Source organism: Dyella sp., assembly GCF_036568765.1.
GTDB lineage: Bacteria > Pseudomonadota > Gammaproteobacteria > Xanthomonadales > Rhodanobacteraceae > GSA-30.
In genome coordinates this window covers 1-26,505 of the sequence record NZ_DATCRY010000283.1, presented here as the reverse complement: position 1 = coordinate 26,505, position 26,505 = coordinate 1, and the positions used below count along the sequence as shown (strand labels likewise).

The 26,505-nt window shown below is 58.9% G+C and carries 33 protein-coding genes and 3 pseudogenes; 19 read left to right on the top strand and 17 right to left on the bottom strand.

The genetic code is table 11. The annotated features are described in order from the left end of the window. The 3 genes and pseudogenes from VIM98_RS18155 to VIM98_RS18145 form a co-directional block, all read right to left on the bottom strand. Positions 1–237 (bottom strand): annotated as a pseudogene (locus VIM98_RS18155) (SPOR domain-containing protein); the annotation flags it as partial. 166 nt (positions 238–403) lie between these two features. Next, the gene (locus VIM98_RS18150) at positions 404–1,138 is read right to left on the bottom strand and encodes a type III pantothenate kinase (RefSeq protein ID WP_331994509.1); all 735 of its coding nucleotides are present in this window, start codon (positions 1,136–1,138) and stop codon (positions 404–406) included. Then, positions 1,135–2,106, bottom strand: coding sequence for a biotin--[acetyl-CoA-carboxylase] ligase (locus VIM98_RS18145; protein WP_331994508.1), 972 nt, complete (start codon positions 2,104–2,106; stop codon positions 1,135–1,137). Before VIM98_RS18145 ends, VIM98_RS18150 begins: the two co-directional genes overlap by 4 nt. Positions 2,107–2,320: 214 nt before the next feature. On the opposite strand from VIM98_RS18145, the gene VIM98_RS18140 reads away from it, so the two are divergent. Both VIM98_RS18140 and VIM98_RS18135 read left to right on the top strand, forming a co-directional pair. Next, entirely contained in the window at positions 2,321–2,632 is a 312-nt protein-coding gene (locus tag VIM98_RS18140; RefSeq protein WP_331994507.1) for a hypothetical protein, read from the top strand. Between the two features lie 9 nt (positions 2,633–2,641). Continuing rightward, positions 2,642–3,409, top strand: coding sequence for a M90 family metallopeptidase (locus VIM98_RS18135; protein WP_331994506.1), 768 nt, complete (start codon positions 2,642–2,644; stop codon positions 3,407–3,409). A gap of 4 nt (positions 3,410–3,413) precedes the next feature. Here the strand turns inward: VIM98_RS18135 and VIM98_RS18130 are convergent, their stop codons facing one another. From VIM98_RS18130 to dusA, 4 genes are all read right to left on the bottom strand, one after another. After that, positions 3,414–4,850 carry an ATP-binding protein gene (locus VIM98_RS18130; protein ID WP_414650240.1) on the bottom strand — a complete coding sequence of 479 codons (1,437 nt, stop codon included), beginning with the start codon at positions 4,848–4,850 and terminating at the stop codon, positions 3,414–3,416. Beyond that, positions 4,798–5,490, bottom strand: coding sequence for a response regulator transcription factor (locus VIM98_RS18125; RefSeq protein ID WP_331994505.1), 693 nt, complete (start codon positions 5,488–5,490; stop codon positions 4,798–4,800). Before VIM98_RS18125 ends, VIM98_RS18130 begins: the two co-directional genes overlap by 53 nt. After that, the gene (locus VIM98_RS18120; protein WP_331994504.1) at positions 5,490–5,711 is read right to left on the bottom strand and encodes a hypothetical protein; all 222 of its coding nucleotides are present in this window, start codon (positions 5,709–5,711) and stop codon (positions 5,490–5,492) included. Before VIM98_RS18120 ends, VIM98_RS18125 begins: the two co-directional genes overlap by 1 nt. Positions 5,712–5,921: 210 nt before the next feature. Continuing rightward, entirely contained in the window at positions 5,922–6,902 is a 981-nt protein-coding gene (dusA, locus tag VIM98_RS18115) for a tRNA dihydrouridine(20/20a) synthase DusA (protein WP_331994503.1), read from the bottom strand. Between the two features lie 190 nt (positions 6,903–7,092). Between dusA and VIM98_RS18110 the strand changes: the two genes are divergently transcribed. The 7 genes from VIM98_RS18110 (at position 7,093) to VIM98_RS18080 (ending at position 14,156) form a co-directional block, all read left to right on the top strand. After that, entirely contained in the window at positions 7,093–8,166 is a 1,074-nt protein-coding gene (locus VIM98_RS18110) for a hypothetical protein (RefSeq protein ID WP_331994502.1), read from the top strand. Further along, positions 8,163–8,972 (top strand): GSU2403 family nucleotidyltransferase fold protein, encoded by an 810-nt coding sequence (locus tag VIM98_RS18105; protein WP_331994501.1) that lies wholly within the window; start codon positions 8,163–8,165, stop codon positions 8,970–8,972. The genes VIM98_RS18110 and VIM98_RS18105 overlap by 4 nt, the downstream gene beginning before the upstream one ends. Before the next feature lie 161 nt (positions 8,973–9,133). Further along, positions 9,134–9,346 carry a hypothetical protein gene (locus VIM98_RS18100; RefSeq protein WP_331994500.1) on the top strand — a complete coding sequence of 71 codons (213 nt, stop codon included), beginning with the start codon at positions 9,134–9,136 and terminating at the stop codon, positions 9,344–9,346. A gap of 439 nt (positions 9,347–9,785) precedes the next feature. Next, on the top strand, positions 9,786–11,360 hold the full coding sequence (locus tag VIM98_RS18095; protein WP_331994499.1) for a hypothetical protein: 1,575 nt from the start codon (positions 9,786–9,788) through the stop codon (positions 11,358–11,360). 127 nt (positions 11,361–11,487) lie between these two features. Continuing rightward, a complete protein-coding gene (locus VIM98_RS18090) occupies positions 11,488–12,378 on the top strand; it encodes a DUF2971 domain-containing protein (RefSeq protein WP_331994498.1) in 891 nt (296 codons plus the stop codon). A gap of 390 nt (positions 12,379–12,768) precedes the next feature. After that, positions 12,769–13,716 carry an RHS repeat-associated core domain-containing protein gene (locus VIM98_RS18085; protein ID WP_331994497.1) on the top strand — a complete coding sequence of 316 codons (948 nt, stop codon included), beginning with the start codon at positions 12,769–12,771 and terminating at the stop codon, positions 13,714–13,716. Then, entirely contained in the window at positions 13,710–14,156 is a 447-nt protein-coding gene (locus tag VIM98_RS18080; protein WP_331994496.1) for a hypothetical protein, read from the top strand. Before VIM98_RS18085 ends, VIM98_RS18080 begins: the two co-directional genes overlap by 7 nt. Positions 14,157–14,250: 94 nt before the next feature. On the opposite strand, the gene VIM98_RS18075 is transcribed toward VIM98_RS18080, so the two are convergent. Beyond that, the gene (locus tag VIM98_RS18075) at positions 14,251–14,748 is read right to left on the bottom strand and encodes a hypothetical protein (protein ID WP_331994495.1); all 498 of its coding nucleotides are present in this window, start codon (positions 14,746–14,748) and stop codon (positions 14,251–14,253) included. Positions 14,749–15,216: 468 nt separating this feature from the next. On the opposite strand from VIM98_RS18075, the gene VIM98_RS18070 reads away from it, so the two are divergent. Then, a complete protein-coding gene (locus VIM98_RS18070) occupies positions 15,217–15,549 on the top strand; it encodes a hypothetical protein (RefSeq protein WP_331994494.1) in 333 nt (110 codons plus the stop codon). 105 nt (positions 15,550–15,654) lie between these two features. Here the strand turns inward: VIM98_RS18070 and VIM98_RS18065 are convergent, their stop codons facing one another. From VIM98_RS18065 to VIM98_RS20695, 5 genes and pseudogenes are all read right to left on the bottom strand, one after another. Then, positions 15,655–16,038 carry a lysozyme inhibitor LprI family protein gene (locus VIM98_RS18065; protein WP_331994493.1) on the bottom strand — a complete coding sequence of 128 codons (384 nt, stop codon included), beginning with the start codon at positions 16,036–16,038 and terminating at the stop codon, positions 15,655–15,657. A 59-nt stretch (positions 16,039–16,097) separates the two neighbouring features. Next, entirely contained in the window at positions 16,098–16,751 is a 654-nt protein-coding gene (locus VIM98_RS18060; protein WP_331994492.1) for a hypothetical protein, read from the bottom strand. A 66-nt stretch (positions 16,752–16,817) separates the two neighbouring features. Continuing rightward, positions 16,818–17,006, bottom strand: coding sequence for a hypothetical protein (locus VIM98_RS18055; protein ID WP_331994491.1), 189 nt, complete (start codon positions 17,004–17,006; stop codon positions 16,818–16,820). A gap of 154 nt (positions 17,007–17,160) precedes the next feature. Further along, the gene (locus VIM98_RS18050) at positions 17,161–17,598 is read right to left on the bottom strand and encodes a type II toxin-antitoxin system HicB family antitoxin (RefSeq protein ID WP_331994490.1); all 438 of its coding nucleotides are present in this window, start codon (positions 17,596–17,598) and stop codon (positions 17,161–17,163) included. 70 nt (positions 17,599–17,668) lie between these two features. Then, positions 17,669–17,773: pseudogene (locus VIM98_RS20695) on the bottom strand (mRNA interferase); the annotation flags it as partial. Between the two features lie 129 nt (positions 17,774–17,902). Between VIM98_RS20695 and VIM98_RS18045 the strand changes: the two are divergent. The 3 genes from VIM98_RS18045 to VIM98_RS18035 all read left to right on the top strand — a co-directional run bounded on the left by VIM98_RS18045 (position 17,903) and on the right by VIM98_RS18035 (position 19,250). Further along, positions 17,903–18,367, top strand: coding sequence for an FMN-dependent NADH-azoreductase (locus tag VIM98_RS18045; protein WP_331994489.1), 465 nt, complete (start codon positions 17,903–17,905; stop codon positions 18,365–18,367). 2 nt (positions 18,368–18,369) lie between these two features. Further along, positions 18,370–18,858: a GNAT family N-acetyltransferase gene (locus VIM98_RS18040; protein WP_331994488.1), complete on the top strand. Its 489-nt coding sequence runs from the start codon at positions 18,370–18,372 to the stop codon at positions 18,856–18,858. 83 nt (positions 18,859–18,941) lie between these two features. Beyond that, positions 18,942–19,250 (top strand): YciI family protein, encoded by a 309-nt coding sequence (locus tag VIM98_RS18035; protein WP_331994487.1) that lies wholly within the window; start codon positions 18,942–18,944, stop codon positions 19,248–19,250. Positions 19,251–19,328: 78 nt separating this feature from the next. Here VIM98_RS18035 and VIM98_RS18030 read toward each other — a convergent pair whose 3' ends face one another. Together VIM98_RS18030 and VIM98_RS18025 are read right to left on the bottom strand one after the other, a co-directional pair. Next, positions 19,329–19,811 (bottom strand): lipocalin-like domain-containing protein, encoded by a 483-nt coding sequence (locus VIM98_RS18030; RefSeq protein WP_331994486.1) that lies wholly within the window; start codon positions 19,809–19,811, stop codon positions 19,329–19,331. A 94-nt stretch (positions 19,812–19,905) separates the two neighbouring features. Then, the gene (locus tag VIM98_RS18025) at positions 19,906–20,868 is read right to left on the bottom strand and encodes a LysR substrate-binding domain-containing protein (RefSeq protein ID WP_331994485.1); all 963 of its coding nucleotides are present in this window, start codon (positions 20,866–20,868) and stop codon (positions 19,906–19,908) included. Between the two features lie 286 nt (positions 20,869–21,154). Here VIM98_RS18025 and VIM98_RS18020 point away from each other — a divergent pair, with 286 nt between their 5' ends. After that, on the top strand, positions 21,155–21,592 hold the full coding sequence (locus VIM98_RS18020) for a thioesterase family protein (RefSeq protein ID WP_331994484.1): 438 nt from the start codon (positions 21,155–21,157) through the stop codon (positions 21,590–21,592). A gap of 102 nt (positions 21,593–21,694) precedes the next feature. Then, positions 21,695–23,236 (top strand): glycosyltransferase family 39 protein, encoded by a 1,542-nt coding sequence (locus tag VIM98_RS18015; protein WP_331994483.1) that lies wholly within the window; start codon positions 21,695–21,697, stop codon positions 23,234–23,236. Between the two features lie 197 nt (positions 23,237–23,433). Here the strand turns inward: VIM98_RS18015 and VIM98_RS18010 are convergent, their stop codons facing one another. Continuing rightward, complete coding sequence (locus VIM98_RS18010; protein ID WP_331994482.1) at positions 23,434–24,042, bottom strand: TetR/AcrR family transcriptional regulator; 609 nt, start codon at positions 24,040–24,042, stop codon at positions 23,434–23,436. Positions 24,043–24,197: 155 nt separating this feature from the next. Here VIM98_RS18010 and VIM98_RS18005 point away from each other — a divergent pair, with 155 nt between their 5' ends. The 4 genes from VIM98_RS18005 (at position 24,198) to VIM98_RS17990 (ending at position 26,217) form a co-directional block, all read left to right on the top strand. Then, a complete protein-coding gene (locus tag VIM98_RS18005) occupies positions 24,198–24,428 on the top strand; it encodes a hypothetical protein (RefSeq protein ID WP_331994481.1) in 231 nt (76 codons plus the stop codon). Between the two features lie 268 nt (positions 24,429–24,696). Beyond that, the gene (locus tag VIM98_RS18000) at positions 24,697–25,053 is read left to right on the top strand and encodes a hypothetical protein (protein ID WP_331994480.1); all 357 of its coding nucleotides are present in this window, start codon (positions 24,697–24,699) and stop codon (positions 25,051–25,053) included. A 169-nt stretch (positions 25,054–25,222) separates the two neighbouring features. Continuing rightward, positions 25,223–25,618 carry a hypothetical protein gene (locus VIM98_RS17995; RefSeq protein ID WP_331994479.1) on the top strand — a complete coding sequence of 132 codons (396 nt, stop codon included), beginning with the start codon at positions 25,223–25,225 and terminating at the stop codon, positions 25,616–25,618. Between the two features lie 125 nt (positions 25,619–25,743). Next, positions 25,744–26,217, top strand: a complete 474-nt coding sequence (locus VIM98_RS17990; RefSeq protein WP_331994478.1) for a hypothetical protein — start codon at positions 25,744–25,746, stop codon at positions 26,215–26,217. A gap of 74 nt (positions 26,218–26,291) precedes the next feature. Here the strand turns inward: VIM98_RS17990 and VIM98_RS17985 are convergent. Continuing rightward, positions 26,292–26,505, bottom strand: a pseudogene (locus tag VIM98_RS17985) (hypothetical protein); the annotation flags it as partial.

Below are 26,505 nucleotides of genomic sequence, written 5' to 3'. Positions count from 1 at the left end.
GGCAGGCGCCGGAACTTCGGGCGCGGGCGGCGTCGATGCGGGCGCGGGCGCGACGGTTGTCGTGGCGGCGACCGGAGTGCTGACCGGCGGTGCCGGACGTTCCGAAAGCAAATGCAGGGACGGAATGTCCGGATCGGTCGCGCTGCGAATATGCGCATCGTCCTGCCCGAGGAGCAGCCATGCGCCGACGGCGATATTGAGTGCGATCAACAGCACGAAGAGCAGGCGCAGAACCATGGGGATCCGGGAGGGTGTCAGTGGGATGGGATTCTAGAGGGAAGCATGGCCGACGCGCCTGGGCTGTCGGCGGGATTCGGCCATGGGTCACGTACTTCGGCAACTTTGCGAGGTTTAAGGCGCTGGATCTCGGCGTTCGCCGGGATCCAGCGCCTTGGCACGCGAATCAATGCGCCGCGGACCACACCGCCAACCCACGCAACACACTGTCTTCCGCAAGCCGGCTAGGCAACGCCAACAGCGGTTGAAGCGCTGCCGCATCGCCGCCGCCCAGCACCAACCGTGGCGAGCCGCCCAGCGACGACGCCATGCGCGACGCAAAGCGCTCGATCAGGGCAATGGCCGCCTGCCAACAACCGGAAGCGACCGCGTCGGCGGTATTATCCGCCGCATCGAGCACACGCCCCGGCTCGGGATACACGCGCGCCGTCGCGCCCCACAACGCTTGCTGCATCAACTGCGGGCCCGGTGCGATCAATCCACCGAGGTGATGCCCATTAGCGGCCAAGGCATCCAGCGTCAGCGCGGTGCCCACGCCGACCAGTACGCACGGCGCATCGCCATCGCGGTAAGCCGCCACCATCGCGAGAAAACGATCCACACCCAGGCGCTCGGGTTCGGCGTACGCGCTGCGCACGCCGCATGCCTCGGCCGGCGTGCGCAACCAACGCGCCTTATGCCCGAACATATTCATCACGATAGCCTCGACGCGCGCCTCCCTGACCGAGTCGACGACAGAAGCGCCGTCGATCTGACGCACGCCATGCAGCGCTTGCCATGCCTCGATCAAGGTGCGTTCGATGTCGTCGCTCCAAGCCACCGCGCCCCGTGTCGTCCACGTATCGCCGTCGAGCACCGCCCATTTGAGCCGCGTGTTGCCGAGGTCGAGCAGGAGTTTCATAAGCGCCGCACCGACACATCGGCGCTGTCGATACGGCGCAGGCCTTCGCCGGTTTCCAATAGCAAGGCACCGCCCAGGTCCACGCCCGCGCCGATACCTTCCAGCTCGCCGGCGGCACCGGTCAGACGCAAGGCCTTGCCCAGCAGCAGATCGTGGCGGCGGTACGCCTCGGCAAATCCGGCGAACCCTTCGCGTTCGAAGGTTTCCAGCCCTTCGGCCAACGCCTGGATCAGCGCGGCCGCCACGGCGTTACGGTCCGGCGGCACACCGCCGTGCAAGCTGGCCATGTCCTGGCTTGGCTGGCCGGCCTGCTCCCGCAAGGCCTCGGTCAAACGCAAATTGAGGCCAATGCCGATCACTGCCGCGCAGGGACCCTGATACTCGCCGCTGAGTTCGACCAGGATGCCGCCGAGCTTGCCTTGCGCTGCCAGCAAGTCGTTCGGCCATTTCAGCCCTACCCCGACGATGTCCAACGACTCCAGCGCACGCAGCACGATCACCCCCAAGGCCAGCGACAGACCCTGCAAGGCGACAAAGCCGCCATCGAAGCGCTTCAGGCACGACAAATAAAGATTCAGGCCCGGCGGCGACAACCAGCTGCGCCCGCGCCGGCCACGGCCAGCGCTCTGCGTCTCGGCCAGGACCACGCTGAGGTCGGGCGCCTCGCCCGACCGACGCTGCAACTCGGTCGAGGTCGAATCGAGCTCCCAGTGCACGTCCAGTCCGCCCAGGCGTTGCGCGATGGCCGGCGGCAGGAAGCTGCGGATCGTCGCGACATCCAGCATCTGCAACGGCCACGGCAGGCGGTAGCCGGCCGCACCGCGCGCCTCGATCGGAACGCCTTTACTGCGCAGGATCTCGATCTGCTTCCAGATCGCCGCCCGCGTCACCCCCGCCCGCTCGGCCAGGGTGGCGCCAGATACCGCGTCGCCCGGAGCCAGGGCAGCCAATACGTCACGCGCCTGCATCAGCTGGCGAGGCCCATGGGAAGGCGGCGCGAGGGGAGGCCGGCGCCGAAAAAGTAGGTGTGGGGACGGAACATAAAGGGAATTCTAGCGGCAGCGGGCCTAGGGACGCTCTGAAATCTTCGTAGGGGCCTTGCCCGGCCGGGCACTGGAATCCCCGTGAATATTCTGCGACGATCCAGGCCTTGGGCTATGGAATCGAGGGGTTGGGCTCGCCATGTGCGCCAGGCAGTTTCTGCCATTCCTATTCGGATGCACCCTGTTCGCCACTGGCGCGCAGCTGGCTTCGGCTGCCGATGTGGATAACCAGGACAACGGTACGCTGCAGCACGCGGCCACCGTAGACAGCGCCTCGGCCAAGAGCAGCGGCGGCGATGCCCTGGGCACGCACGACGTTCCTCCAGCCACCGGCAGCAGTGCCAGTCCCAGCAGCGACAGCGGCTCGCGTGGCGGCAGCAGCGACAGCTCGGCCCCGTCGCGCCGCACCAATCTCGGCTGGCAATCGCTGCTTCCCGGTTCGATCCAATAAGCGCGAATCGTGCTCGATCGCTGGTTGCGACAGCTAAGGTCGCGCTTCCAACCTCCACCGACTCCTGACAACGCCTGGCGCGGCGCCCTGGTCTCGTGTCCCTTGGCCCGGCGCCTGGATGCTGGCCGGCAGGAGCAGCTACGCGAGCTGGTCGGACACTTCCTGGTCCGCAAGCGCTTTCACGCCCTGGCCGGCGCCGAGCTGACCGAGCGGATGCGCCTGCTGATCGCCATGCAGGCTTGCCTGCCGGCACTGCAGATGGGCGTACGCGCTTTGCGCGGCTGGCGCGAAATCTTGATCTATCCCGGCGAATTCAAAGTACGCCGCAGCCATCATGACGAACACAGTGGCGTAGTCAGCGAAAGCGAGGACGTACTGATCGGCGAGGCCTGGGAACGCGGCCCCCTGGTGCTATCGCTGGCCGACGTGCAGTTGGACCTGGAGCAACCCTGGGATGGCTACCATGTCATAGCGCACGAAATCGCGCACAAGCTGGACATGCTCGACGGCCCGCCCGACGGCGTGCCGCTGCTGCCCAAGCACATCCCACGACGCGCCTGGATCGATGCCTTCCAACGCGCCTACGACAATCTGGTGGCCGAATGTACGCGCGGCAGGCCGACGGAGATCGATCCGTACGGCGCCGAAAGCGCCGACGAATACTTTGCCGTCGTCAGCGAATTGCACTGGTCGCAGCCGGGTGTGCTGCGCCGTGCGGAACCGGCAGTCGCGGACTTGCTGGATGCCTATTACGGCCCCTCGCCCGCACCGCACTGAGGCGTCAGCCTGACGGCAGGCGAACCGCAAAGCGCGCACCGCCGAACTCCGGCGAGCGATCGACGGTGAGCTCGCCTTTGTAGGCACGCACGATGTCCTGCACGATCGACAAGCCGATGCCATGGCCCTGCACGCGCTCGTCGCCGCGCACACCGCGCTGCAGGACTTTTTCCACCTTATCCTCGTCGATGCCCGGCCCATCGTCTTCGACACTGAGCCAGAGATCCGGGCGCTGGCGGCCGGCCTGCGGCTCGAAACGCACCACCAGCAACACGCGATGGCGCGCCCACTTGAACGCGTTCTCGAGCAGGTTGCCCATCAGTTCGAGCAAATCGCCCTGCTCGCCGTAGAACACCGCGCCTTCGTCGATATCGAACTCGCACAGCACGTTCTTCGCGGCGTAGACCTTCTCCAGGCTCTGCACCAGGTCTTCGGCGTGTTCGGCGAACGGCACCGCCGTCGTGGCGAACGTCTGCCGGCCCGATGTCGCCGCGCGCGCGAGCTGGTAGGCCACCAGCTCGTCCATGCGCCGCACCTGGTCGAGCACGTCGCCACGGAATGGCGTGTTCTCGCCGGCCAATTCCAGGCGCGAGCGAATCACCGCCAACGGTGTCTTCAAGCTGTGCGCCAGATCGGCCAGGGTATTGCGATAGCGCGTACGCTGTTCGCGCTCGCTATCGATAAACGCATTGATGCGCTCGGTCAGGCCCGTCAGCTCGAGCGGGTACTGGTTATCCAGATGCTCCGCATGGCCGCGCTCCACGCGGCTCATCTCTGTAGCCACCTTGCGTAGCGGCGTCAGACTCCAGCGCAACAGCAACAACTGCAGCAGGATCAACATCACGCCTAGCGACGACAGCCAGAACACCAGGCTGCGCCGTGTCTCGGCATTCTGGCCTTCGATCACATCCTCGGTCTGCGCGACCATCACGGTGAGCGGAATCGATTTGCGATCGGACAGGTCCCAGCTCACGCCATAGGCGTAGTAATAGAGCCGCCCCATGCGCGTATCGACCGGGCCGAATTCGCTTTCCCCCGGCTGCAGCTGGCGCAGAAAGCCAAAGTCGCGCCCGATCGCCGACGGCGATTCCAACCGCAGATTGTTGTCGCCGATGACTACCGCGTAGAGCCCCGAGCCAGGACGCGAAAACGCTTGGTCAGGCGGCGTATCGGGCAGGAACACCTTGCCGGTGCGGTTGACCACTTCCATCCCCGACAGATACGCGGTGACGAAGTTTTCCAGGCGCTCCTGCTGATCCTTCAGCGCATTGTCCGCATTCGTGCGCGACAGGGTCAGGCCGACCACGCCCAGGAAGGCGGCCAGCACCAGACCGGTAGCCAGGGCCGCGCGCGCCGCCAGCGAAAACGGGCGGCGCGGCGGCAGCGGCTCATTCGTCGTCGCTTTCGCTGCGGGGGATGGCAAAGCGGTATCCGCGTCCACGCACGGTCTCGATGGGCTTCAGGGTACCTTCCGGATCCAGCTTGCGACGCAAGCGGCCGATGAAGACTTCCAGGACGTTCGAGTCGCGATCGAAATCCTGTTGATAGATATGCTCGGTCAGATCGGCCTTGGAAACCAGCTCACCCGCGTGCAGCATCAGGTATTCCAGCACCTTGTACTCGTAGCTGGTCAGGTCGACCAGCTTGCCTTCCACCGACACCGTCTGTGCGGTGGTATCGAGCTTGATCGGACCGCAAGCCAGCACCGGCTTGGACCAGCCGCTGGCACGACGCACCAACGCATTGATGCGCGCCAGCAGCTCTTCCACATGGAACGGCTTGACCAGGTAGTCGTCCGCGCCGTGCTTCAAACCTTCGACCTTGTCCTGCCAGCTGCCGCGTGCGGTCAGGATCAGGATCGGATAACGCTGGCCGGCTTCGCGCAGTGCACGTACCAGATCCATGCCCGACATCTTGGGCAGCCCTAAGTCGATGATCGCCAGGTCGAACGGCACTTCGCGTCCGAGATACATGCCCTCTTCGCCGTCTTGAGCGGCATCGACGGCAAAACCGTCGCGCTTCAGGCGCGCGGCGAGCGTCTCGCGCAACGGCGCTTCGTCCTCCACCAAAAGGATGCGCATCAGTGTTTCTCCTTATTGCCATCGCCGTTCGAGGCGGGGTTTTTGGTTGAATCGGCTTCGGCCGGGGCGGCCGGCTTGACTGCATCCGAGTAGATCGAGATCACCCGGACATGACCGTTGGGCGTCAGCACCCGAATGCGGTGCTCGAACGCAGCACGCCCGCGACGCATCGTGCCGATGGTATTGGCCGATAGCACCTTGCCGGACGTCTGTTGCTGCACCTGGCTGATCGCCTGTTCCAGCGTGATGGCCGGCTCGGCCCCCTGCCCGGCGGCCTAGGCACCGCCGGTGGCCAGCATCAGCAACAGGACGCAGGACAGGCACAGCAGGAAACGGGACGGGTGATGAGGGGCGGCAACGATCATGGCCTACATGGTCGTTCAGCTTGGGCAATGGGGGCTGAATAAAACGGCCCTATCGCTCGGATTTACTCAGGCTGCGACTTTATGCATCCCCATGGCCTGCTCCACCAAGGCCCAGCCGGCACCCGGTAAGTGCCCGCCCTCGCTGAGAATTCGGCGGAATCCACGGGCGCCCGGCTCGCCCTGGTAAAGGCCCAGCACGTGACGAACGATATGTTTGAGCGCCGTGCCGCGCGCCAGCTCGGCCTCGATATAGGGCCGCAGGCGCAGCAGCACATCGGCCCGTTCCGGCATCGGCTCGTCGTAAAGTGCCGCCTCGACCTTCGCCAGCAGGTAGGGATCGTGATACGCCGCCCGGCCCAGCATCACGCCATCGACCTGGGCCAGATGCGCCTGCACCGCCTCGACCGTGGTGATACCGCCATTGATGATCACCGTCAGCTGCGGAAACTCCCGCTTGAGCCGATAGACCCGCTCGTAATCCAGCGGCGGAATCTCGCGATTCTCCTTCGGGCTCAGGCCCTGCAGCCAGGCCTTGCGCGCGTGCACCACCAGAATTTCCACACCTGCGGCGATCATCGTCTCGGTGAAGTGCTGCAGATCGGCGTATTCGTCCTGATCGTCCACGCCGATCCGGCATTTGACCGTCACCGGCACATCCACCGCATCGCGCATCGCCCGCACGCAATCGCCCACCAGCGCCGGCTCGCGCATCAGGCAGGCCCCGAATTTCCCCGACTGCACCCGATCGGAGGGACAACCCACGTTGAGATTGATCTCGTCATACCCCGCCTCGGCCCCCAGCCGCGCGGCCTCGGCCAGCTCGACCGGATCGCTGCCGCCCAGCTGCAAGGCCACCGGGTGCTCCTGCTGGCTATGCTCCAGCAGGCGCAGTTGCCGCCCTCGCACCAACGCGGCGCTGGTCACCATCTCGGTATAGAGGCGCGCACGGGGCGAGAGCAGCCGGTGGAAATACCGGCAGTGGCGGTCGGTCCAGTCCATCATGGGGGCGACGGAGAGCTGGAAGTCGGAGAGGTTCGGAGCTTGCATGAGGCCTATTTTACCCAGGCTAGAGCCTGACATCGGGACCTAAGAGCTACGAATAGCCTTACCACGGCCATGGTATTTAACATGGCCGTGGTATATAACATGGCCATGTTACCTTCCGGCCAAAACCGTGATCCCTCCCTCAAGTCAAAGCCATAGGGCGGCCGCCAGCCAACTGGCGGACCTCTTCCGTTTGCGCGGCTGGAACGTAGATCTAGAGCCCCGCGGAGATATCCGGCCGGACTTCGTAATCAGCAAGGGACCGCAGCGCTACGTTGTCGAATTCAAATCTGCCGGCGAAGGCCGCCCTGATCGCGTGTTACCACTGCTATCACAAGCCATCCTCCAAGTGCGCCGATATGCCGAACTCAACGTCATGTCCCCCTTGGCAGTCATACAGGTCAATCACGCCACCAGTTCGCTCCATCGCAAGGTGGAACAGTTCCAGCGCAACTATGCACCAGATGTTGCGGTTGGCCTGGTGTCGCAAGCAGGTGCCAGCCACTTCATCGGCAGCCCCGACCTGGAGGATCTGAATGTCGAAGCGCCGCGAAATTCCCGCAAAGGAAACTCGGCACAGCCACGCAAGTCCTCCGATCTCTTCTCCGATCTCAACCAATGGATGCTTAAAGTACTGCTGGCACCCGAGTTATCCGAAAAGCTATTGAGCGCGCCGCGTGCCGAGTACCGCTCCGTGTCGCAACTTGCCGATGCCGCGCAGGTATCGGCGATGAGTGCGTCACGCTTTGTGCGACGCCTGCAGGAGGATGGCTTTCTGGACGATGCTGGTCACTCGCTACGATTGGTGCGACGTCGCGAACTATTCCGCCTTTGGCAGTCGTCAGCCATGCGTTCTTCGCCCGAGCTACGTATGTCCTACCTGATTCCATCAGCGAGCTCAGCTCAACTGCACAAAATTGCGGCGCGTCTCGATGGATGCATCGGCTTATTTGCTGCCGCGGATCTTCTCCACGTCAGCCACGTCAGTGGCGTATTGCCTTACGTCTATGTGCGCCGTCTTTCACCCCCATCCGGGGATTGGCGCGGACTCGTCCCCGTAAAAGCCGGAGAGTCTGCGCGGGTTATCCTCAAACAGCCGAACGCACCGCAGTCGCTGTATCGGGGCGCGGTGCGCGTCGATGGCGTTCTAGTATCGGACATTTTACAGATCTGGTTGGATGTATCCGCACATCCTTCACGTGGCGCCGAACAGGCGGCTTTACTAAAGCACAAAGTACTCGCTGGAGTCCTGGGACATTCTGAATGAACGATCGCGCCGCCTTTGCAAGGCTAGTCGAAACCCTATCCCCATGGGCACCTCAGCTCGTATTCGTCGGCGGGTGGGCACACCGACTGTATCGGCTTCATCCTAAAGCCGATGTGCCCGTGTATCAGCCCTTGACGACTCTCGATGCCGATGTCGCGTTTGGAGCGCGAGATATACTGGAAGGCAGTATCAAGACACGCCTGCAAGAGGCCGGGTTCGAGGAGCAGCTCACTGGCAATCATCAACCCCCCGTCTCCCAATACACCTTGGGTGAGGACGAGGCGGGTGGTTTTTACGCCGAGTTTCTCACGCCCCTCATCGGGCGCGACGTCACGAAGGACGGCAAGCGAATCGCTACGTTAGAAAAAGCGGGCATCACAGCCCAGCGATTGCGGTATTTGGAACTACTCCTCCAAACACCCTGGAGTGTGACGTTGCCATCCGACTGGAGCGCTACATCCCCCTCGAATCTGCGAATTCCCAATCCCGTGAGCTTCATCGTGCAGAAGCTGCTGATTCACGACGACCGCCCCGGCAACAAGAAGGCACAGGACCTTCTTTATATTCACGACACACTTGAGCTGTTCGCTCCAGAGTTGGAACACTTGACCGTTCTTTGGCACGACGAAGTACGACCTTCCATGCATGAGAAATGGGTACAACGCGCGCTGCAGGCTAAAGATGCGCTGTTTGGAGCACTGAACGATCGAATCCGTGATGCAGCAGCGATTCCCTTGGATCGCGACCTTGATCCAGAGCGAATGCGCGCGATGTGCGATGCCGCGCTAGACGAAGTATTAAAGTAGAACGCTGAAACGTTACACGCACCTCAAACCCGAAGACGTGGTCGAGCGATAGACGACCATCTGCAGCGCGAGGCCGGCGTCGACGGCGCTTGCCTTCCGATCGCGTGCAGGAGTTGGCCAGCGACTTGGCGAAACACCGAGTAGCACATGGAACCGCGTTGATGAACAAACCTCCCCTCCCCTTGCCACTTTCGATCCAGCGTATGCGTGACCAGGTGTCCGCGCTGGATAGCCTGGCGGCAGCACTTACCGCTGGCCTGCACGCCGGCGTGATCGATCCCGACCACGTACAGACCCTGCTGGAAACCTACGCTGCTGGCGTGCATGCACGGCTGGACGAGTTGGCCGGCACCATCACGGCACAGGCGGCGTAAGCGTGTGGCCGGCACAGGTTCGCCGCCCATATATAAAGCGTCCCCAATGGTTGGCATCGTCGGAAAGGGGTAATTTTGGTAATCCAATCCGAGAAATTGACGAATTTCTCAAACACACCAAAGACTTAGCGAGATGGGCAAAAGGTAATCTGAGGGTAATCTGAGGTAATTTAGTTACTCTTTCAAAAGGTAATCTGACGATCTATAAAAATCAGATACTTAGGGGCAGATTACCTTTTGGATTACCTTCGGATTACCTTTTCGAATCACCAATTTAGGCCTTTACGGTCAATCATTTAGATTAGATTACCCTCGCTCGGTTACCAAAATTACCTTTTCCAACCACCACGCCGCCTCTGAGGCAAAGCGCCAAAGACATCGCGCTATGGCGAACTGACGACGAAACCACCTAGACTCCCTCAAAATAGGGGGTATCAAAATGGTGAAAAAGGAAATTTCGCAGCTCGACAGCTCTGACGTCGATAAGCTGCTCGTTATGTGCGAAGAGGTAATGCGGGCAACTCCTACCGCTACGCATCGATTCGTGGAGCCAGCTGCGGGTGTGCTGGCTCTCGCCATGGCAAAGCAACACCACATAGTTTTTGGCCGACGCGGATCTGGCAAATCCAGCCTACTGCGCAAGACTGTTGCTAACCTGACTCTAGATCGCCGCCCAGTCGCTTTTGTGGACCTTGAAACATTCAAAGGCCATACCTACCCCGATGTATTAATCAGGGTTCTTATCAGCACGCTCAAATCGTTTGCCAAGTGGATTGATGAGGCCGCGACCACGCCTGCATCAAAAACCACATTTTGGGACAAGCTGTTTGGAAAAAAACCGACGCGTCAGCCTTTTAACAAAGCAGCCACAGAGAAGGTGCGCCAGGAACTCAACGGACTAGTACATGAACTTGAAAAGCAACTTCTTGAGCATGAAGGCTCTCAAAAACAACTGAAGGAAACTCACAGTTCTGAATCCACCGACACTGCTGGAGGCTCCGCCGGGATCGACGTAAAGGGAGTCAAGGCCAACTTGAGTGCGTCAACCAGCGGAAAAACGGCGGGTAGCAGCGAACTCACGTCAGCGTATGTGCACCAAAAAGTTGAGTACCTACATCAGCATATTATGAAGTACAAAGAGCTTTTTTCTAGCCTTTCCAGCCTCTCGAGCGGGCCTTGTTTCCTCGTCCTTGATGATCTCTATCATATTCGTCGAGCCGACCAAGCACAGGTGATCGATTACTTCCATCGCATCGTAAAAGGCAGCGACACTTGGCTAAAGGTGGGAACTATCAAGCATCGTAGCGTTTGGTATATCCATGGCGATCCACCCATCGGGATGAAGGAGAACGATGACATTAAGGAGATCAATCTCGATGTATCCCTTGAGGAATTCGAAACCCTACGTCGCTTCTTGCGAAAGGTGCTAGATGATCTGATGTCAGACGCAAAGCTGCGCACTTCGGATGTTATCGGCAAAGGTCCAATCGAGCGACTAATCATCGCTTCGGGTGGTGTCGCTCGAGATTTTATCGGCATTCTGTCCAAAGCGATTTCTAAAGCCCGAAATAAAGCAGATTCAAAACGTCGTAAAAAGCTAACCACGGAAGATGTCAACAATGGCACCGGCGACTACTTTCCTTCGAAGTTGGCAGAGCTCAAACGCGACTCTGCCGATGAGAGCGAATATTTAACTGCCGCATTTGATCACCTTCGCGATTTTTGCTTGAACGACGCCAAGAGCAATGTGTTTTTGGTGGACCAGGCGCTTGAGGGCTCCCGCCGCGACGCAATTAACCAGCTCGTTGACCTACGCCTGATTCATCCCGTCAAATCCAGGGTAACTTTGAAAGCGCATTCACAAGGACGCTTGTTCGAAGCGTACATGCTTGATAAGTCAGTATTCCGCTGCGCGCAAAGTGAGGGGCATCAAGCTGGTCGATCTAGGCCCAAACAGCGATCAAGATGTGATGCGAAGGTCTGGCCTTGTGTACTCAGGGTACGATCAAGCTGACTGAGCAAGCGGCGTTCCGGCCGGGTCCGGCGGATACTCGCTCAAGCACCCTCCAATCGAAAATGGGACGCAGATATTTAGTTGAACAGTTACGCCATTTGATTACCCCTTCACCTGAAGGAAAAGCATGGATTTTGAACCGGAAGAGCCTGAGGAAGGTCTTCTCTATCACTACTGTGATGCCGCTGCTTTCGAATCAATGATTCGAACAAACACGTTGTGGATGTCCCCGTTCCGTCATTCGAACGACTCCGATGAAGGGATAAGGGCCCAAAAAATGCTAATTGAGTTAGCCTCAAAACTAGGACTCAAAAGCGATAGCCTGGAAAGCTTTCGTGGCGAACTGGACGCAATCTCAAAACTCTACGATTGCTATGGCTTGTGCCTTTCAAAGCATGGAGATCTACTCAGCCAGTGGCGGGGATACGCTGCTGACGGAGCTGGCTTCTCTATAGGCTTTAGGCAATCCGATCTGCAATCCCTGCAGCCATATGGACCTCCCAATGTGCAAGCTGGCTTCGTTCGTGGTCCCGTACTACATGAAGTCATGTACCAAGAGGAAGATCAATTGCGCGTACTGACTCCTTGGTTTCAGTCCATGGAGGAGCACATAAAAAGGGCTCACATTCCGTATACGGAACGAATGAACCATCTGGTCGAGAACACCTCACTACCAGATTACGTGTGGGCACACCTGCGGCTACATGACACACTGACTGACACCTGGGATCGTCTCTACACAGTCAAAAGTGCAGCTTTCTCGGAGGAGGCTGAGTGGCGATTGGTGATGACTGCCTTCCACTTTGGTGCGGTGCCATTCAAATATCGGAGCAGCCGTGGCATGGTCGTGCCCTACATTGAATATATCCTGCCAGATCGCTCGCTGCCGCAGCAAACTATCTCCCACGTTTACCTTGGCCCAAAGAACCGAACACCTCCTTACGTAGTGCGCATGTTGTTGAATCAATATGACCTCGAGGACATCACCGTAAAGCAGTCAGTTGCGACTTATCGATAGCTCGCAGATCGAGCGAGTCTTGTTCGGCTAGCTGCATCAATTCGCATCACGCCGGAACCACTTCTAATACTCTGCCAAGCCGGGCAGCACCTCAGCCTGGCCGACTGCATCAGCTGCATCAAAGAAGGGGGGAGAAGCGCCCAGGCGAGGAGGGGGGACTGACCGCGCGCGCCGGTGCGAAACAGTCTACGCCTGCTTGCTTTTTGACCAGGTCGCAAACCGCGTATACGCGCCTCGCCCTGACGGCGTTGAGCCTAGCGATGAGGCGTCGTGTAGCGCCACGAGTCACTCAGCGGGAAGTCGCTACTGCTGAGACTTCTGGGCCATTACCTGCTTGCGTGTCGGCATCAAGTCGGAGAGCATGGTCCTATTGCCCGGGGGGAACACCTGATGAGAAATGGATTCTGGTGGTTAGCCATGTTGCTATGCGGCATCGCACATGCGCAATCTGGCACGGTGACCTATGTCTATACCGATCCTCAGGGGACTCCACTTGCGGAAGCTGATGCTAACGGGAACATCACTGCGACTTTTGACTACCGGCCTTATGGCAGCGTGACAATGGGCAGTGTGCCAAGCGGTCCCGGATATACCGGGCATGTGAACGATCCGGACACTGGTCTCATATACATGCAGGCCCGCTTCTACGATCCCGGCACCGGGCACTTTCTCAGCGCGGACCCTGAGCCCATGAAGGTCGGCGACCTCTACGGTGCCGATCGATATGGCTATGCCAATAGCAATCCCTTACGTTACACGGACCCAGACGGCCGCTATGCCTGCGGAAGTTCCAATAAAGGCACCTGCGCCAAGATCGATAAGTTTGTCAGCACCATGAACAAGGGCCTAGCCAACCTTAAGAAGGGCTCGGACGAATACAAAGCTCTTAGCGCGGTATCGGCGCACATTGGCAAGCCGGGTGACAACAATGGTGTCACGCTCAATACCGGGTCACTTAAAACCGGCGTGATTGCCCAAGCGGATACGGCCACTGCAATGACGATCGACGTTGGCCAGGCAGCCACGTTGTCAGCACCGTTCCGCCAGTACAATCCGAGTACTAGTGCCACACAGCTCACGAATGCGTTTGGTGCAGGTGCGGTCGCCCATGAAGGGCAGCATCAGCTTGACTACATAGCGACCGGCTATCCTACGGGGCGAACGTCGGAGCACGCAACGGAAATGAACGCTTATCGGACGGAACTTGGCGTGGCGAAAGGTCTGGGCATCTCCACTGATCTCTATGCGCCTGGCGCACTGCAGAAAGACGTCGATGCGCGCGTTAATCAGGGAGCCGATACATCCACCGCTGTTTGGTGCAGGAGCAACGGATGCTAAAGCTGTACTACCACGTCCTGTTGGGTGCCGCGCTATCTTTTGCAGCGACAGTCTGTTGTGTGGCGGCGAACTCCACAGAAAAAGAGCATGACACCACCGTGTGTGAGCTGTATAGCCATCTAACCTCGCCGCTACCGGGCCGAGTACACCTCAAAGCCGTCGTCTATCGGGGACCTCGGCACGGCGCCGTACTGACAGATCCGCAATGTCCTGGCAAAGCGATTGGGCTTCGCCTCTCTGATAGCGTGTCCCCCGAAACTTCAGTGGCCAAATTCAACACCGCCCTGACAGGTGATGTGATGGACTTGTCACTTCGTGTCTTCGATGTAGAAGCCTCCGGCGTATTGAAGGCTGCGGGCCCATCAAGGCCCGAGGCCTTCTTGCTGATCGATCACGTTGATCGCTTCAAGAAGCGCGAGGCCGCCTCTCCCTCCCCATAAGCCGCCCGGCCTCGCAAAGCAGCCTGCCTGTAGCGCGGTTTTCATCATCTTGGCGCAGGCGGGCGTTATGGATGCAACTTCCAGCAGGGTAACGTCACTGCGCCGGTTGCAGCGCTGCCGGTGGCTTGAACTGCAACGCCTCGACGCCCAGCTGATCATTGATCGCGGTCATCACGACTTGTAGCGGTTCGATTTCCAGCGCGTTGAACGCGGATCGCGCCTTCTCCACATCGCCGAACCCTCCGGTATTGTTCGGGATGATCCCAAGCAACTGTGGCGGCACACGATGCGCTGCAAACAAGTCATCGCGCGACGTGATCTTGATCGCGGCAAAGTCGTCACGCGTCGCCACCTCGCTGATCGGAATCAGCTGCACGCCGTCCTTTTTCCCGTTGGGCGAGTACATAAACAGGTTACGGAAATTGCCCGGCCGCTTCGACTTCCTCAGCGCCTCGCGTATGGCGTCGATATCGCCAGGGCTTTGCGCGGGATCGGACACGTACAGGATGAAACCGGCATGGCTTCCATTGTCGTAGTAGCAACGACGAAACAACGCCCAATTGGCGCACAATTGGCGCACAATTGGGGACATCCATCATTTGTCCCTCAATGCCCCTCCAAGATCTTGATTAGCCCTGACTTATCTAGCCCGGCTGGCATGAACAGGGGAGAGATTGCCCTACATGCGCCGGTTCCGGTTACGACATCAATCATTCCAAAAACTCATGCCTATCCTTTTATCCGCTCGCCGACTATCGAATAAGTTTGAAAAATCGTTTTGAGGGTTGAACATTCCGCACTCGCTACGCATCATCGTCCCGCCACCAGGAAGAGGTGGCCGGGTCTGGAAGCCCGAGATGTTCTCGCGGCGTTGAAAAGCGCCGTAACGTTTATAGCGCCTCGCTTGTAGGCGTTGCGGCGCCCCGCTGCCATAATCTTTTATGGCGGGCGTGTCGGGAGGGCTTCGGCCCTACCGGTCATCCGCGGATATCTCCGGCTTCCAGCTCGACACGCCCGCCACCCGCAATCATGCGGGTGGCGGTTTGAGCATGGAGCCGCAATGACCGACATACATGTCGAACCCCACGATGTCCCCGCCGAACTGATCGAACACACGCTCCGCTACATCAAGAGCATGCTCGGCAGCGAAGAACGCCGGGGCAATCTTCAAACGATAGGCCTATCCAAGCTCTGCGTAGCGCTGGAGTCGCGCTTGGCTAACGCGATTCGATTGATCCGTCATACGCTCTTGCATCCAAGCAAACGCAAGGACGTCCTCCATTCGATCGCCGTACTGGATCATCTGATCCGCGAAGCACTGGAGCTTTGTTGGGCAATACGGGAACTCGAATCGGAAAATGTGACAGCGGCACATCCAGATGCCAGGCGTTAAAACCCATGGCCTCGCTGCGGCATCACCGGCCAACTATCTGGCTCTTCCAAGGACCTGGGAGGGGGATGCTCCGACGGCGCAAATCGGGGACGGCCCCAATTAGCTTCAGTCCGCGTGGCCAAACTCTTGGCGATAGGCTTTTAGCACCTTGATTCGAGCGCCGACAAAAGTAGCCCGACAATTCAGCCGAGCATCGTTGGCCATTCTTTCCGTCTGTCGGGCCGCAACTGTGTAGTTGCAAGAATCCTGGGCGAACTGTTCCCAGCTCGTTTGGGCATCGACTAAGAGGTCGGCGGCCTTTTGATCCTTGGATCGAACAAAGTTCAAGGTGTCTTCATAGGCCGTAGCCAACTGTTGCTCGATCTGCTTGTCAACACAGTTCCTGATCGCCGCCATGTTGGGCTGTTGCTCACAATCTTCTGCCGACGCAGGTAGCACCACTCCAACAGCGATAAGTAACGGCACGAAGTATCGGCCAAACAAGTTCATGATGACTTCCTACTTTAGAGATGGATCGCAAGGTCTACTATGGGAACGGACATCCGATCCTATGGGCGCCATATCGCGAAGTTACCGTCAGCGCCGACTGAGCAAAGAGCAAGCTGCTGACGCCAGTCAACCAGCATGAGCCCAAAAGAAGAATGCAAACTCGAGAAAGCCCGGCTGAGCTGCATATCGTCCCCATGAACGATAGCTCCAAGCACCGTGATCCCACGCCCGTCCGCTAAGCCGTAGAGAAGCACATCGGATGACGGCTTGACGGAAAATCCACCGGCAACTTGCCCAAGCGGTCGCGACGCGGTCGTCAGGATTGGAGCATTGACTGGTGCCGTCCCAAACAGATGAGCCAATCTATGAACCGCATCAGCGCCGTCGATCAGAACGGATCTATCTAATCGACGTGCGAATATTTGGGACCATCCATGTTGTAGCCGATGGGCCCGCTCGAAAGCCTTGTATTCAGCAAGCGTCGCTTGAAGCCCTTTGAGGCGATCTACGGGCAGGAATTCAATCTGGCACCACTCATCTTCATGAAATTGTGGCGCGCCTTCGAATGTGGCCTGCGTGGGCATAACGAAGCTCAAAGCATCAGCGGCAACCGTCGGCATCGAGTAACGGATTGAGGACACATCCAAGGTTTTATGTTTGACTTTAGAGTGCTTTGATACAGACAGCGACTTCAGCCGATCCATCAATCCCATATCCATTCCTCCCCTTTGAGGATCTGAAGGTAGCGCAACGCCCACTACAGGTCGAACGCGGTCTGTTCACATATCGTATCCGGCATCATCCAGGCGAGCACGCATACGACCAGAGAACGCGACGATCTGCGCCTTGTTGAAGTGACAGTAGGTCGGCAACGAAGCTTCGGGAAGGTTCTGGACAAGCGCAGCACCGCATGAAATCAGATACCGAAGTTCGTCGGGCGTCAGTTGGATATCAATAGTCTCGTTCATGACTTCCCCCCGGTTACTGAAAAGTCCGCTTAGGTCCTTTATCGACCCTACAGACAACCTTTTCAGGAACCGAGAATTTTCATCGAAAGGCATAAGCCTTCTGACGATTGCGACCAAGGCAAAGCTTCAAGTGGTATTAGTAACCCGTGTGCTATCAGGCTGCTCTACGCCGCTCCATCGGCTCCACAGACACGTTCACGCGAAATCCCAACTTCGCGAGAGCATCTTCCACCTGTTCCAACTTCGAACTATGAGTCAGGCTAAGCAGACGATCTACCTGTGGCGCATGCACGCCCAGCAAACGAGCTAACTGCGATTTACGCAAGTCTTTGCCCAACATTGCCTGATACAGGCCAATCTTGGCCACATCGAGCGCTGGCAGCGAGACCCAGTACTCGCCGCGCTTTTTTTCCGTGGCTTCGGGGATGAGCCGCCGCTTGTCCATATGCCACTGCAACACCAGTGCAATAGCGTCCACCGACTCATGCAGCGCCTCTTCTACGCTTTCTCCTACACTATTGAATGCAGGCAGGTCGCGGCATGACGCTACATAAGCTCCGCCGTCCTTGATCAACTTCACTGCATAGCGCACGACTCGTTTCCTATTGTTCACTCAAACACTCTGGCCAAAACTCGAAACGCACTTCCTGCCCCGCCCGCCATCACAGCCCAAGGTCCTTCATGATCTTTCTACGCAGTGGCTCCGGCATTTCTTTGGCCCCATGGTTGAGGACTACAGAGGTTTTCCCTTTGTACTTTAGAAACTGGTGACTTCCGTGCTACCGATCGAACATAACGCCTTGCGTCCTTAGCCAACGGATGAACTCGCTGTACTTCATTGCATCCATGCCACCCTACTTCCACAAGTGAGATCATACACAACATAAATGTTGTACATGCTTCCCGTACTCGGCGGGTCCAAAGCAGGTTTGACGGAACCGCAACAGGCGGAATTGGAGCGTGTCGAGATGTGGCTAGCGGAGTTCTTGGCGGCCGATGTCCTCGTGATCGGCGCGCCACAATACAACTTCAGCATTCCCAGTCAGCTCAAGGCTTGGTTCGACCGCATTGCCCAGGCGGGTCGGACCTTCCGCTATACCGACCACGGCCCAGTCGGCTTGGCCGGTAAGAAGCGGGTTATCGTGACATCGACCAGGGGCGGCTTTCGGAAGGACTCGAACCGGCTGGACTTGCACGAGCAGACTATCGAAGCTTTCTTCAATTTGTTGGGTACCACCGATATCACCTATATAAGAGCCGAGGGTCTTGGGCACGGGGACGAGCATCGCTCCGCAAGCGTTGCAGCCGCAGAAGAAGCGCTGCATGCTGCTATCGGGAATGTCTTTGAAGCGGGGGTATAGCGATGGGATACGACATCTCTCTTGCAGGCGCCGAAGATATCGACGCTGTTGCTGCACTGCTGCAAGCCAATGCCCCCTCCAACGGAGGAGCCTTGACCGGTGAGTTCCCGCGGGACAAGGTCGAAAAGATGCTGCTCAATGGCATGCCGGTTGTTGTAGCCCGCAAAGAAGGGCGTGCGGTCGGCGTTCTTTTTAGTTCGGCCAAAGACAATCCGGCACCTTCGGTTCGCGCCATGCTTGCCGCCTGGCCCGGCCAGGCCGACGCGTATGTTTATGGCCCTGCCTGTATTGCCGATACCGAGCGCGGACAAGGGCTGCTTGGCAAGCTGTATGCCGTGCTTCAGAAGCATTGCGCGGGCCGCGAGGCCGTGCTTTTTATCCAGCAGACCAATACTGCTTCCATTCGCGCACACGAGCGGCTAGGCATGCATGCCGTCGCCGAATACGTCTTCGAGGGTGAGAACTACTTCGTCTTCAGCGATCGCCGCTAAATCGATCGACTCCGGCCACATGAAACGCAGCCGGCACCGGCGGCGGGCAGACTTTTATTCGCCTTTTTTTCAGGATCTTCTGCATGATTTTTTACATCGTCTCACTGAAGTACAAGGTTCCTCTGGATGAGGCCGACAAGGTTTTTCCGGAGCACATCGCTTACATCGAGAAGTACCATGCCGCCGGCAAATACATTATTTCCGGGCGCCGCGAACCGCGCGTAGGCGGCGTTCTCGTCGCGGCAAATTGCTCACGAGATGAAATCGATAAAATAGTCGAGGAAGACCCTTACAATAAAAAGGAGATCGCGGATTTCGAGATCATCGACTTTATCCCGACTCGATTCCTCGACTCGCGGCTGACGCCGTTCGAAAATGCATTATTTTCCTGAAGACTCGCAGCCATGATGGATTGAGGCAGGCGGGTTGAGACGCCCATCGCGCACTGGAGTGTCCCAGCCCTCGTTGTTCTACTTGACTCGCCGCAGCACGGTGAGAGGAATAGATCCATCCTGGCGTGGGGCGACCCTCCAGGAAAGCTCATCGCCCTTCAGCTCGTACTGACGTACCGCCGTGGTGTCGTCCAGATTCGGCACAGATGAACGATCGACGTGGAACGTGATCGTATGTTTGGCCGGGTCTACGGTATAGCGACCAAAGTGCACGCTCATGCTGAGCGAGGCGTCCTTGTACTCGTCGAGCGTACCCTTGAATTTGTCGCCCGATGCGAACTTCATGCGTTCGGCGCGATAGATCTGGACCGAGTAGTACCCATCCGCAGTAAAAATTGCCAGCCCGTGTGGGTTCGGGCCGTAATCGGGCACGTGCTTGCCGTCGGGAAGCAGCTTCTCTGCGGCGGTAAGGGTCCACGTACCCACGATCGAGGCTTCCTGCGCCACCGCTGAAGCGGAGACGGCCATAAGAGCGGCCAAAAGTGTGGCTGGCTTGATCATCGTCCAATCCGCGTAGTAATGCGCCAGAGCGCGATAGTCTCAATGTAGACCCGCGCCCGAACCCGGCACAATTTGATTCTTTTCAAGCGAAGGGTTAACGCGCCTTATGTTTCGCCACCCGAGGCGCGACATCGTTGCGTGCGAGGGCCATCGACCCGGTGGCCGTATTCGACTGCAAAGCAAACTCGAGGGCTTCGACGAGCAGAGACGCCATGCGATCTGAAGTAACACCTTGGGAGCCGGCGTGACGATGCAAGGTGACTGGCAGGCTACCGAGCGGGGGCAAGCCGTGCAGCGATTCGGCACACACAAGCCCTTCGGGAAGATTGAGTGGCGTGCGCGCTGTGATACCGAGCCCGCCGAGCAACGCCGCCCAAAGTCCGTTAAGACTGTGGCTGTTGGCAGAAATGCGGTGCGGAATATGCGCCGCTTCGAGCCGTTGCAGCGCAGTCCTGCGGAAGATGCACTGCGAACCGAGCACGGCCAGCGGCAGTGGCTGCTTCTTCGGCAGAACGAAAGTGGATGAGGCGATCCACGCCAATGCGAGCCGACCTACGATTTGCGCACCCGCACGATCTTCATGACCGATGATGATCGCCACATCGAGGCGGGCATTGTCGATTGCGTCGCGAAGCGCAGCATTTCCATCGACATGAAGCTCGATCTGCATGCGCGGATAAAGCGACGCGAAGAGAGACAGGACAGAAGGCAGAATCGAAGCAAAATCCTGAGGGCAGCCGAGGCGAATGCGGCCGGCGAGATTCGCGCCGTGCATTTTATCCAGCAGTTCGTCGTTCAACCCGAGCATACGGCGTGCATAGGAGAGCGCGATTTCCCCGGCTTCGGTCAAAGCAAGACCGCGCCCGCGTTTGCGGAAAATCGGTGTACCGAGATCCTCCTGCAGGCGCTTCATCTGCAAACTGATGGCCGACGGCGTGCGGCCGAGATGCTCGGCGGCCTGCGCCAGGCCTCCGCGGTCACTGGCGACTGCGAGGGTGCGCAAGGTATCGAGGTCGAGATTGGTTCGCGCTGCCCGGGAGAACGTCGAAGAAGCCATGAGCCTGCTCACTCTTGCCAGCGTACGATGCGAAGCGATTATGCCATGCAACCAATAGACAGCTGGCGTTTTCACGCTAGCGCATGCTCTGCCCACAGCCGAATCGACATGCACCGTCATCGCGACGTCAGGCCCGCCCATCCACTTCGCCATACGCACAGGCTAGGCCAAGCTCCGCAAAATCAAGGGTGGCGGTGCCTGGGTGACGATCGTCTGCTTGATCGGATCTGGCATGGTGCGATACTCGGCCTCGATTGCCGTCGCCTGTCCGAAAGGGGGAGGTCTTATGAGCGACAACACGCGTCCCACGTTGGCCGCCGGTCTTCGCCACCGGGAGCAGATGGTGGTTGCGCCTGAACATACCGTACCGCGGGTAGGGCCTGACTGGGCCGGCTTTCGCGATATGCCGCCGGTATTCGCTACGGCGATGATGATCGGGTTTATCGAACAAACCTGTATCGAAGCGCTGCGTCCCTATCTCTCAGCCGAGCAGCGCACGGTCGGAACGCATGTCGACGTCAGCCACGTCGCCACCACCCCGATCGGCATGACGGTGATCGCGAGCATCGAACTTATCGAAGTCGAAGGGCGAATACTGTTATTTCGCGTTGCTTGCCATGACGATGCCGGCTTGATCGGCGAGGGGCTCCACCGCCGTGCCATTATCGACCTGGAGCGCTTCATGCATAAGCTTGCCAGCAAGGGTGGAAACGGGGCTGGCTAAGCCGACGCACCTGAGATCAACAGGGCGTGGCGCCTCTCGGCAAGTTCAGATCGAATCGCCAGCCATCGTGTAGATAACCACTCGTTTCCGGGGGAACGTTCCATGCCAGCAACACCCGCCTCTGCTTCCAGCCCAGGCACAAGAATGGCGGTAACATCGCATGGCCGCGGCGACATCGTGATCGTCCTCGCTGTTGCCATACTCTTTGGCGCGGCGCACATGCTTACCAATGGACAATATGGTTTCCATCGGGACGAGTGGCAGTTTCTCAGCGACGCACAACATCTGGATTGGGGTTTTGTCCCCTACCCGCCCCTGACAGCCGCGCTGGAGCATCTCGGTCTTGGCTTGTTCGGTCTTTCCCTGGTGGGCCTGCGGACGTTTTCGGTGCTGGCGCAAACCTTGGTCATTTTCGCCAGCGGCCTGATGGTGCGCGATCTGGGTGGCGGCCGTCTGGCACAAGTTTTTGCCGCCATCGTCGTGGGGTTGTCGCCGCTGCCGATGTTCGAAGCGACCGAATTTCAATATTCCTCGTTCGACCTGTTGTGGTGGGTACTGATTGCCTGGTGCGTTATTCGCTTGTTGCGCGATGACGAGCCACGCTGGTGGTTGGCTATCGGTTTACTGGCCGGGCTCGGGCTGCAAACGAAATATTCGATCGCGTTCTATCTCGTGGGCGTGGCGGCTGGCGTCGTGCTTACCGACGCGCGGCGTTATATGCGCATCCGCTGGTTTTGGGCAGGCGGCGTGCTGGGGCTGCTGGTGTTCGTGCCGAACTTGCTATGGCTTGTGCAGCACAACTTCGTTTCCTATCGCTTCCTGCAGGGCATCCATGCGCGCGATGTCGCTCAAGGTCGGAGCGAAGGCTTTTTGCGCGACCAGTTTCTGCTGAATATCAATGTCTTCGCAGCGCCCGTCTGGATTGCAGGTTTGGTTGCCTATTTCCGCAGTCGCCGGTATCGCATGCTTGCCTGGATGCTCGTGGCGCCCCTGCTGCTGTTCCTGGTGGCCAAGGGGCGGTTCTATTACACCTGCGGTGCCTACCCTATGGTGCTGGCCATGGGTGCTGTGGTGAGCGAGCGCTGGCTGCGTTCTTTACCGCGCGCTGGACAGGTGGCGCTTGTCGCGACGGCTTTTGCGGGTGTTTTCGCCACGGGCGCTTATGCGACGCTGCGCATCGTGCCGCTGGCTACCGACGGTCCGCTACGTGATTATGTGCTCCAGAACAATGCCGATCTGCGTGAGGAAATCGGTTGGGAGGAGTTGGTGAAGCAGGTGGCAGCCATTCGCGATGCGCTGCCTGCCGAGCAGCAGGCAAAGCTTGGCGTTGCCGTGGGCAACTATGGCGAATATGGCGCCGTCATGATGCTAGGTCCACGCTACGGCCTGCCCGCGCCGATCACAACGATCAATTCCGGATGGTTGCGTGGCTATCCTCAGCCGCCGCCGGAAACCCTGATCGTGCTGGGTAACTCTCGCGAACGCGTTGACGAGTTTTTGGTGAATTGCCGCGTTGCCGGGCACGTCACGAATGCGTGGGGTGTCGGCAATGAGGAGAGTCTGTATCACAAGGATATTTTCGTGTGCGGACCTGCACGTAAGCCATGGGCTGAGCTTTGGAAGCATGGGCCTGAATTTGGGTGAACGATGGTCGGCAACGGATAGCTGTCGCGCATAGAGGAGCACACGGAGACGAGCCTCGATTCACTGTACTTGCGCAGCCCGCCCCTATTCCCTGGCTTCGCTGGGGAAAACGGCTGGGGTGAGGAGGCAACCCGACACGCAACAGCCACACAACATCGTTGGCGGCCCCAAAATCGTTTTGACACGCTACTGAGGCTCTAACGATCCAATCGTCCAAGCGCCGCACGAACGGATGCACCGATCAGCAGACTTACATCGTCGGACGACCGCCCCGTCGCCAGCATCCGGAACATGGTCTGGCTCGTGAGCGCAAGGATCATATCGACGGTGTCGCGCTGTACCAGCGGATCTGCCCCCTTCGCAGACATCCTGTCGACCAGCGTGGCTATGAGTTGCCGACGCCGCTCGTTTCGCTCGTTGAGTGCTTGTGCAAATTCCGAATCGAGCGCCGCGGCATCGTAGATATGCGGTATCGCCGCGTCGCTGCCCCAGAAATCGCAGCATATCTGGATCAGCCGATCGATGGCTTCGCGAGGATCCGGCAGAGCCTGAACATGCTTCAAACGGCCAAGTTGTCCACGTATCGCGATATCGTCGAAAACGGCTTCCAATAATCCACGGCGCGAACCGAACTGGTTATACAAGGTCAACCGCGTCACGCCGGCGAGCTTTGCCACTGTCTCCAATGAAAAACTGGCCACGCTTTCCGATTCACGCAGAAAGTCGACGGCTGCTTGGATCACCCGCTCGCGCTTCTCGTTAGCAGCGGCGGCTCGCACAGGGCTGGAATAGGAACGGGTCGGCATCGTGATCGCTTGTAAATTAGATATACGATATGTATAGTCAATATACATGCCGCAGCTACTGTGCGAAACCTGCCCAAACCATCGCGGTCTTGCCCGGTTCGCCGAGTCCTGCCGGTGCGGCAACTATCGAGTGCCCTAGCTTAGGAGCAAGCAAGATGCTGGTACATGTTTTCCGCGGCCCTGGCCGTGTGTTTGGCGTCACAGCAGACGAAACGGGTGCCAATCTACCCACGAAGTTCGCCCCATGGGCATGGTTTAAATCCGCGGAGCTGGATCGAGAGCGAGCCATGCCGGGTATCGACTCGGCCGAGTGCCTCGACGATATGGCCAGGTATGGGTTCCACGTCACGGACGCCCATGCCCGTATCACCGACCAAGTGGCCTGACGCCAGGATGACCGATCCAGCTTCTTACTTGCCAAAAGAACTACTTTCCGTTTCCGGCAATTCCGGTTAAGTATGCCCGTGCCGGGGTGCCCTCTCTCGAGCTCACCTGGACGCAGCTTGGTCTGCCAGACGCAAACCCAAGGGGGGAGACGTCATGGATCACGGAGCACTCGCAGCATTGGAGCAGGCGCTTCAGAAGCATAAAAAAGGACTTGCCGAACAAGAGCGGCTTATCGAGACAAATCGGGCCATCTTCTGGCGATGGTGCATGAGCGCCCAGAGAACGAATGTCGAAACCAGCATCGTGCGGCGCATGGCCGATGGCGGCCTGGGCATCGTTTTTCATTTCCCCGATGCGCTGGCAAACAGAGGCATGGTGGTTCGATGCCATATGAGCATCCTGCCTGGCGAACCGCCTCAGTCTCACACGACATTCGCTTTTGCGTGGACCGATGACGACCCGGAAGCCATCATGGTTACGCAGACAGTCAGGGGAATCATGCAGCCGGGCTGTCGCAAGGCGGTCACCGAATTTACGCAAGCCGCGCTCGAATTTCGTTTGATCGAATGGATCGACAGCACGCTGACCGCGGCGCGCAACGGTCGATTCCACCATCCCTCTTGAACCGCCGCTTCGTCCCTGGCACTGGCTAACCCTTCCGATGTTGACCCGCTAAGCCGCGGCCACCCTGACAACCCATGTCAGACCGGCATGGCCAAGCCTTCACGCCTCCCGTTCCTGTGCGTCCTTGCAAGGGCGCAACTGCCCCGCGCGGAACCTTTCGGAGGAACCCATGAAGCTACCCATCGCCATACTGTTTGCCGGCGCCCTGAGTCTCAGCCATGTGGCACTGGCGGAGAAAGTCTGGGATCCCAATGGCAACGTTGCCATCAACAACTGGATTTCCGGCATGTACAGCGGCATCAACGGTCCGCTCAATACACTGCTGCAGAATTGCCAGGTCGCCGTGGCCGCCAACTGCACCGTGACTATCCTCGCCAATGGCGGTATTCACGCCAGCGCTTCGGATGCTTCGCAGCACTTTACGGTGCGCTTCGCCGGCACCAATCATCAGTACAACGCGTGCCACATCTATCCGCAAAACCCTAATGCCATTGGCGACAAGGCGTTACGTGGGGCGAACTGTTACGACGCCAATCATCAGGCGACGTATTACAAGCTCAATTGATGCTTGGCGGACCGGGTCTATTCAAGGGAGACCGCGCCATGGCGCGGTCTCTCGCCGAGCGATACGTAGTCGGCCTTCATTCCCATTGCGACGGGGATGCTCTACATTCGTTGGAGGGGGGAGGCATGAACACAAGTGGATTTCGTCGCTTTATCGCGTACTGCGCCAGCGAGTGGCTTTTCGCGCGCTGGCTATGGAGCTTGGTAAGCATCATTGTGCTTGCCATCTGGTTATTCCATGTCGCACCATTTGCCTCTGGCGGCGCGGTGACCAAGGGCTACGTACTGGAAACGCGCTGCCACCGAAGCTTCAGCTACCGCTACGAGTACGAAGTCGGCGGCCAGACCTATACGGGAAGAACCACCGCAGGCGGCATGAGCGGCAACGGCCCCTGCACGCTCCTTACCGCCGGCATTCCGATCTATGTAACCTATCTGGTCGAAAAACCGGAAAAAAGCCTGAGCGGAACCGTCCATGCATGGACGCTCGGGCTGATGTATTCCTGGGGAATGACAATATTCCTGCTTCTTTTTGCCTTGCCAGTAGCGCGCTATTTTGTGCGGCCTTGGCATGCGAGGCGCCGCACTGCCGGTTACTGAATATCCCGTTAGCGAGCCGGAACGCGGACTGCATGATCCGGTTACGAACATCATCGGGACTACGAGCGTTCACGTTATCCGTTGTTTGCCGACGCCGAAACAGGTGGCCGTTTGAGCATCGTGACGCTGTGCGCTTCGACTGTCTTTTGCGTCGCGGCGACCACATTCGTCGGCGGTGACGGGTTAGCCGGCGGCAGGCTCATTTCCGGTTCCATCGCCGCCTTGGCTGCTTCGTCGGTCATCACCACGATGCTGATGCGCCGATTGGTCGGCGCATCGGGGTGTGCC

Coding starts and splice junctions, on each gene's coding strand:
- VIM98_RS18055 (WP_331994491.1), bottom strand. CDS start 17,006: ATGAACGAGACTATTGATATCCAACTGACGCCCGACGAACTTCGGTAT.
- VIM98_RS18080 (WP_331994496.1), top strand. CDS start 13,710: ATGCTAAAGCTGTACTACCACGTCCTGTTGGGTGCCGCGCTATCTTTT.
- VIM98_RS18045 (WP_331994489.1), top strand. CDS start 17,903: ATGCTTCCCGTACTCGGCGGGTCCAAAGCAGGTTTGACGGAACCGCAA.
- VIM98_RS18140 (WP_331994507.1), top strand. CDS start 2,321: ATGTGCGCCAGGCAGTTTCTGCCATTCCTATTCGGATGCACCCTGTTC.
- VIM98_RS18150 (WP_331994509.1), bottom strand. CDS start 1,138: ATGAAACTCCTGCTCGACCTCGGCAACACGCGGCTCAAATGGGCGGTG.
- VIM98_RS18085 (WP_331994497.1), top strand. CDS start 12,769: ATGAGAAATGGATTCTGGTGGTTAGCCATGTTGCTATGCGGCATCGCA.
- VIM98_RS18060 (WP_331994492.1), bottom strand. CDS start 16,751: ATGGGATTGATGGATCGGCTGAAGTCGCTGTCTGTATCAAAGCACTCT.
- dusA (WP_331994503.1), bottom strand. CDS start 6,902: ATGCAAGCTCCGAACCTCTCCGACTTCCAGCTCTCCGTCGCCCCCATG.
- VIM98_RS17990 (WP_331994478.1), top strand. CDS start 25,744: ATGAACACAAGTGGATTTCGTCGCTTTATCGCGTACTGCGCCAGCGAG.
- VIM98_RS18125 (WP_331994505.1), bottom strand. CDS start 5,490: ATGCGCATCCTTTTGGTGGAGGACGAAGCGCCGTTGCGCGAGACGCTC.
- VIM98_RS18090 (WP_331994498.1), top strand. CDS start 11,488: ATGGATTTTGAACCGGAAGAGCCTGAGGAAGGTCTTCTCTATCACTAC.
- VIM98_RS18000 (WP_331994480.1), top strand. CDS start 24,697: ATGAGCGCCCAGAGAACGAATGTCGAAACCAGCATCGTGCGGCGCATG.
- VIM98_RS18015 (WP_331994483.1), top strand. CDS start 21,695: ATGCCAGCAACACCCGCCTCTGCTTCCAGCCCAGGCACAAGAATGGCG.
- VIM98_RS18065 (WP_331994493.1), bottom strand. CDS start 16,038: ATGAACTTGTTTGGCCGATACTTCGTGCCGTTACTTATCGCTGTTGGA.
- VIM98_RS18105 (WP_331994501.1), top strand. CDS start 8,163: ATGAACGATCGCGCCGCCTTTGCAAGGCTAGTCGAAACCCTATCCCCA.
- VIM98_RS18095 (WP_331994499.1), top strand. CDS start 9,786: ATGGTGAAAAAGGAAATTTCGCAGCTCGACAGCTCTGACGTCGATAAG.
- VIM98_RS18100 (WP_331994500.1), top strand. CDS start 9,134: ATGAACAAACCTCCCCTCCCCTTGCCACTTTCGATCCAGCGTATGCGT.
- VIM98_RS18020 (WP_331994484.1), top strand. CDS start 21,155: ATGAGCGACAACACGCGTCCCACGTTGGCCGCCGGTCTTCGCCACCGG.
- VIM98_RS18010 (WP_331994482.1), bottom strand. CDS start 24,042: ATGCCGACCCGTTCCTATTCCAGCCCTGTGCGAGCCGCCGCTGCTAAC.
- VIM98_RS17995 (WP_331994479.1), top strand. CDS start 25,223: ATGAAGCTACCCATCGCCATACTGTTTGCCGGCGCCCTGAGTCTCAGC.
- VIM98_RS18040 (WP_331994488.1), top strand. CDS start 18,370: ATGGGATACGACATCTCTCTTGCAGGCGCCGAAGATATCGACGCTGTT.
- VIM98_RS18070 (WP_331994494.1), top strand. CDS start 15,217: ATGACCGACATACATGTCGAACCCCACGATGTCCCCGCCGAACTGATC.
- VIM98_RS18145 (WP_331994508.1), bottom strand. CDS start 2,106: ATGCAGGCGCGTGACGTATTGGCTGCCCTGGCTCCGGGCGACGCGGTA.
- VIM98_RS18075 (WP_331994495.1), bottom strand. CDS start 14,748: ATGTCCCCAATTGTGCGCCAATTGTGCGCCAATTGGGCGTTGTTTCGT.
- VIM98_RS18025 (WP_331994485.1), bottom strand. CDS start 20,868: ATGGCTTCTTCGACGTTCTCCCGGGCAGCGCGAACCAATCTCGACCTC.
- VIM98_RS18030 (WP_331994486.1), bottom strand. CDS start 19,811: ATGATCAAGCCAGCCACACTTTTGGCCGCTCTTATGGCCGTCTCCGCT.
- VIM98_RS18035 (WP_331994487.1), top strand. CDS start 18,942: ATGATTTTTTACATCGTCTCACTGAAGTACAAGGTTCCTCTGGATGAG.
- VIM98_RS18005 (WP_331994481.1), top strand. CDS start 24,198: ATGCTGGTACATGTTTTCCGCGGCCCTGGCCGTGTGTTTGGCGTCACA.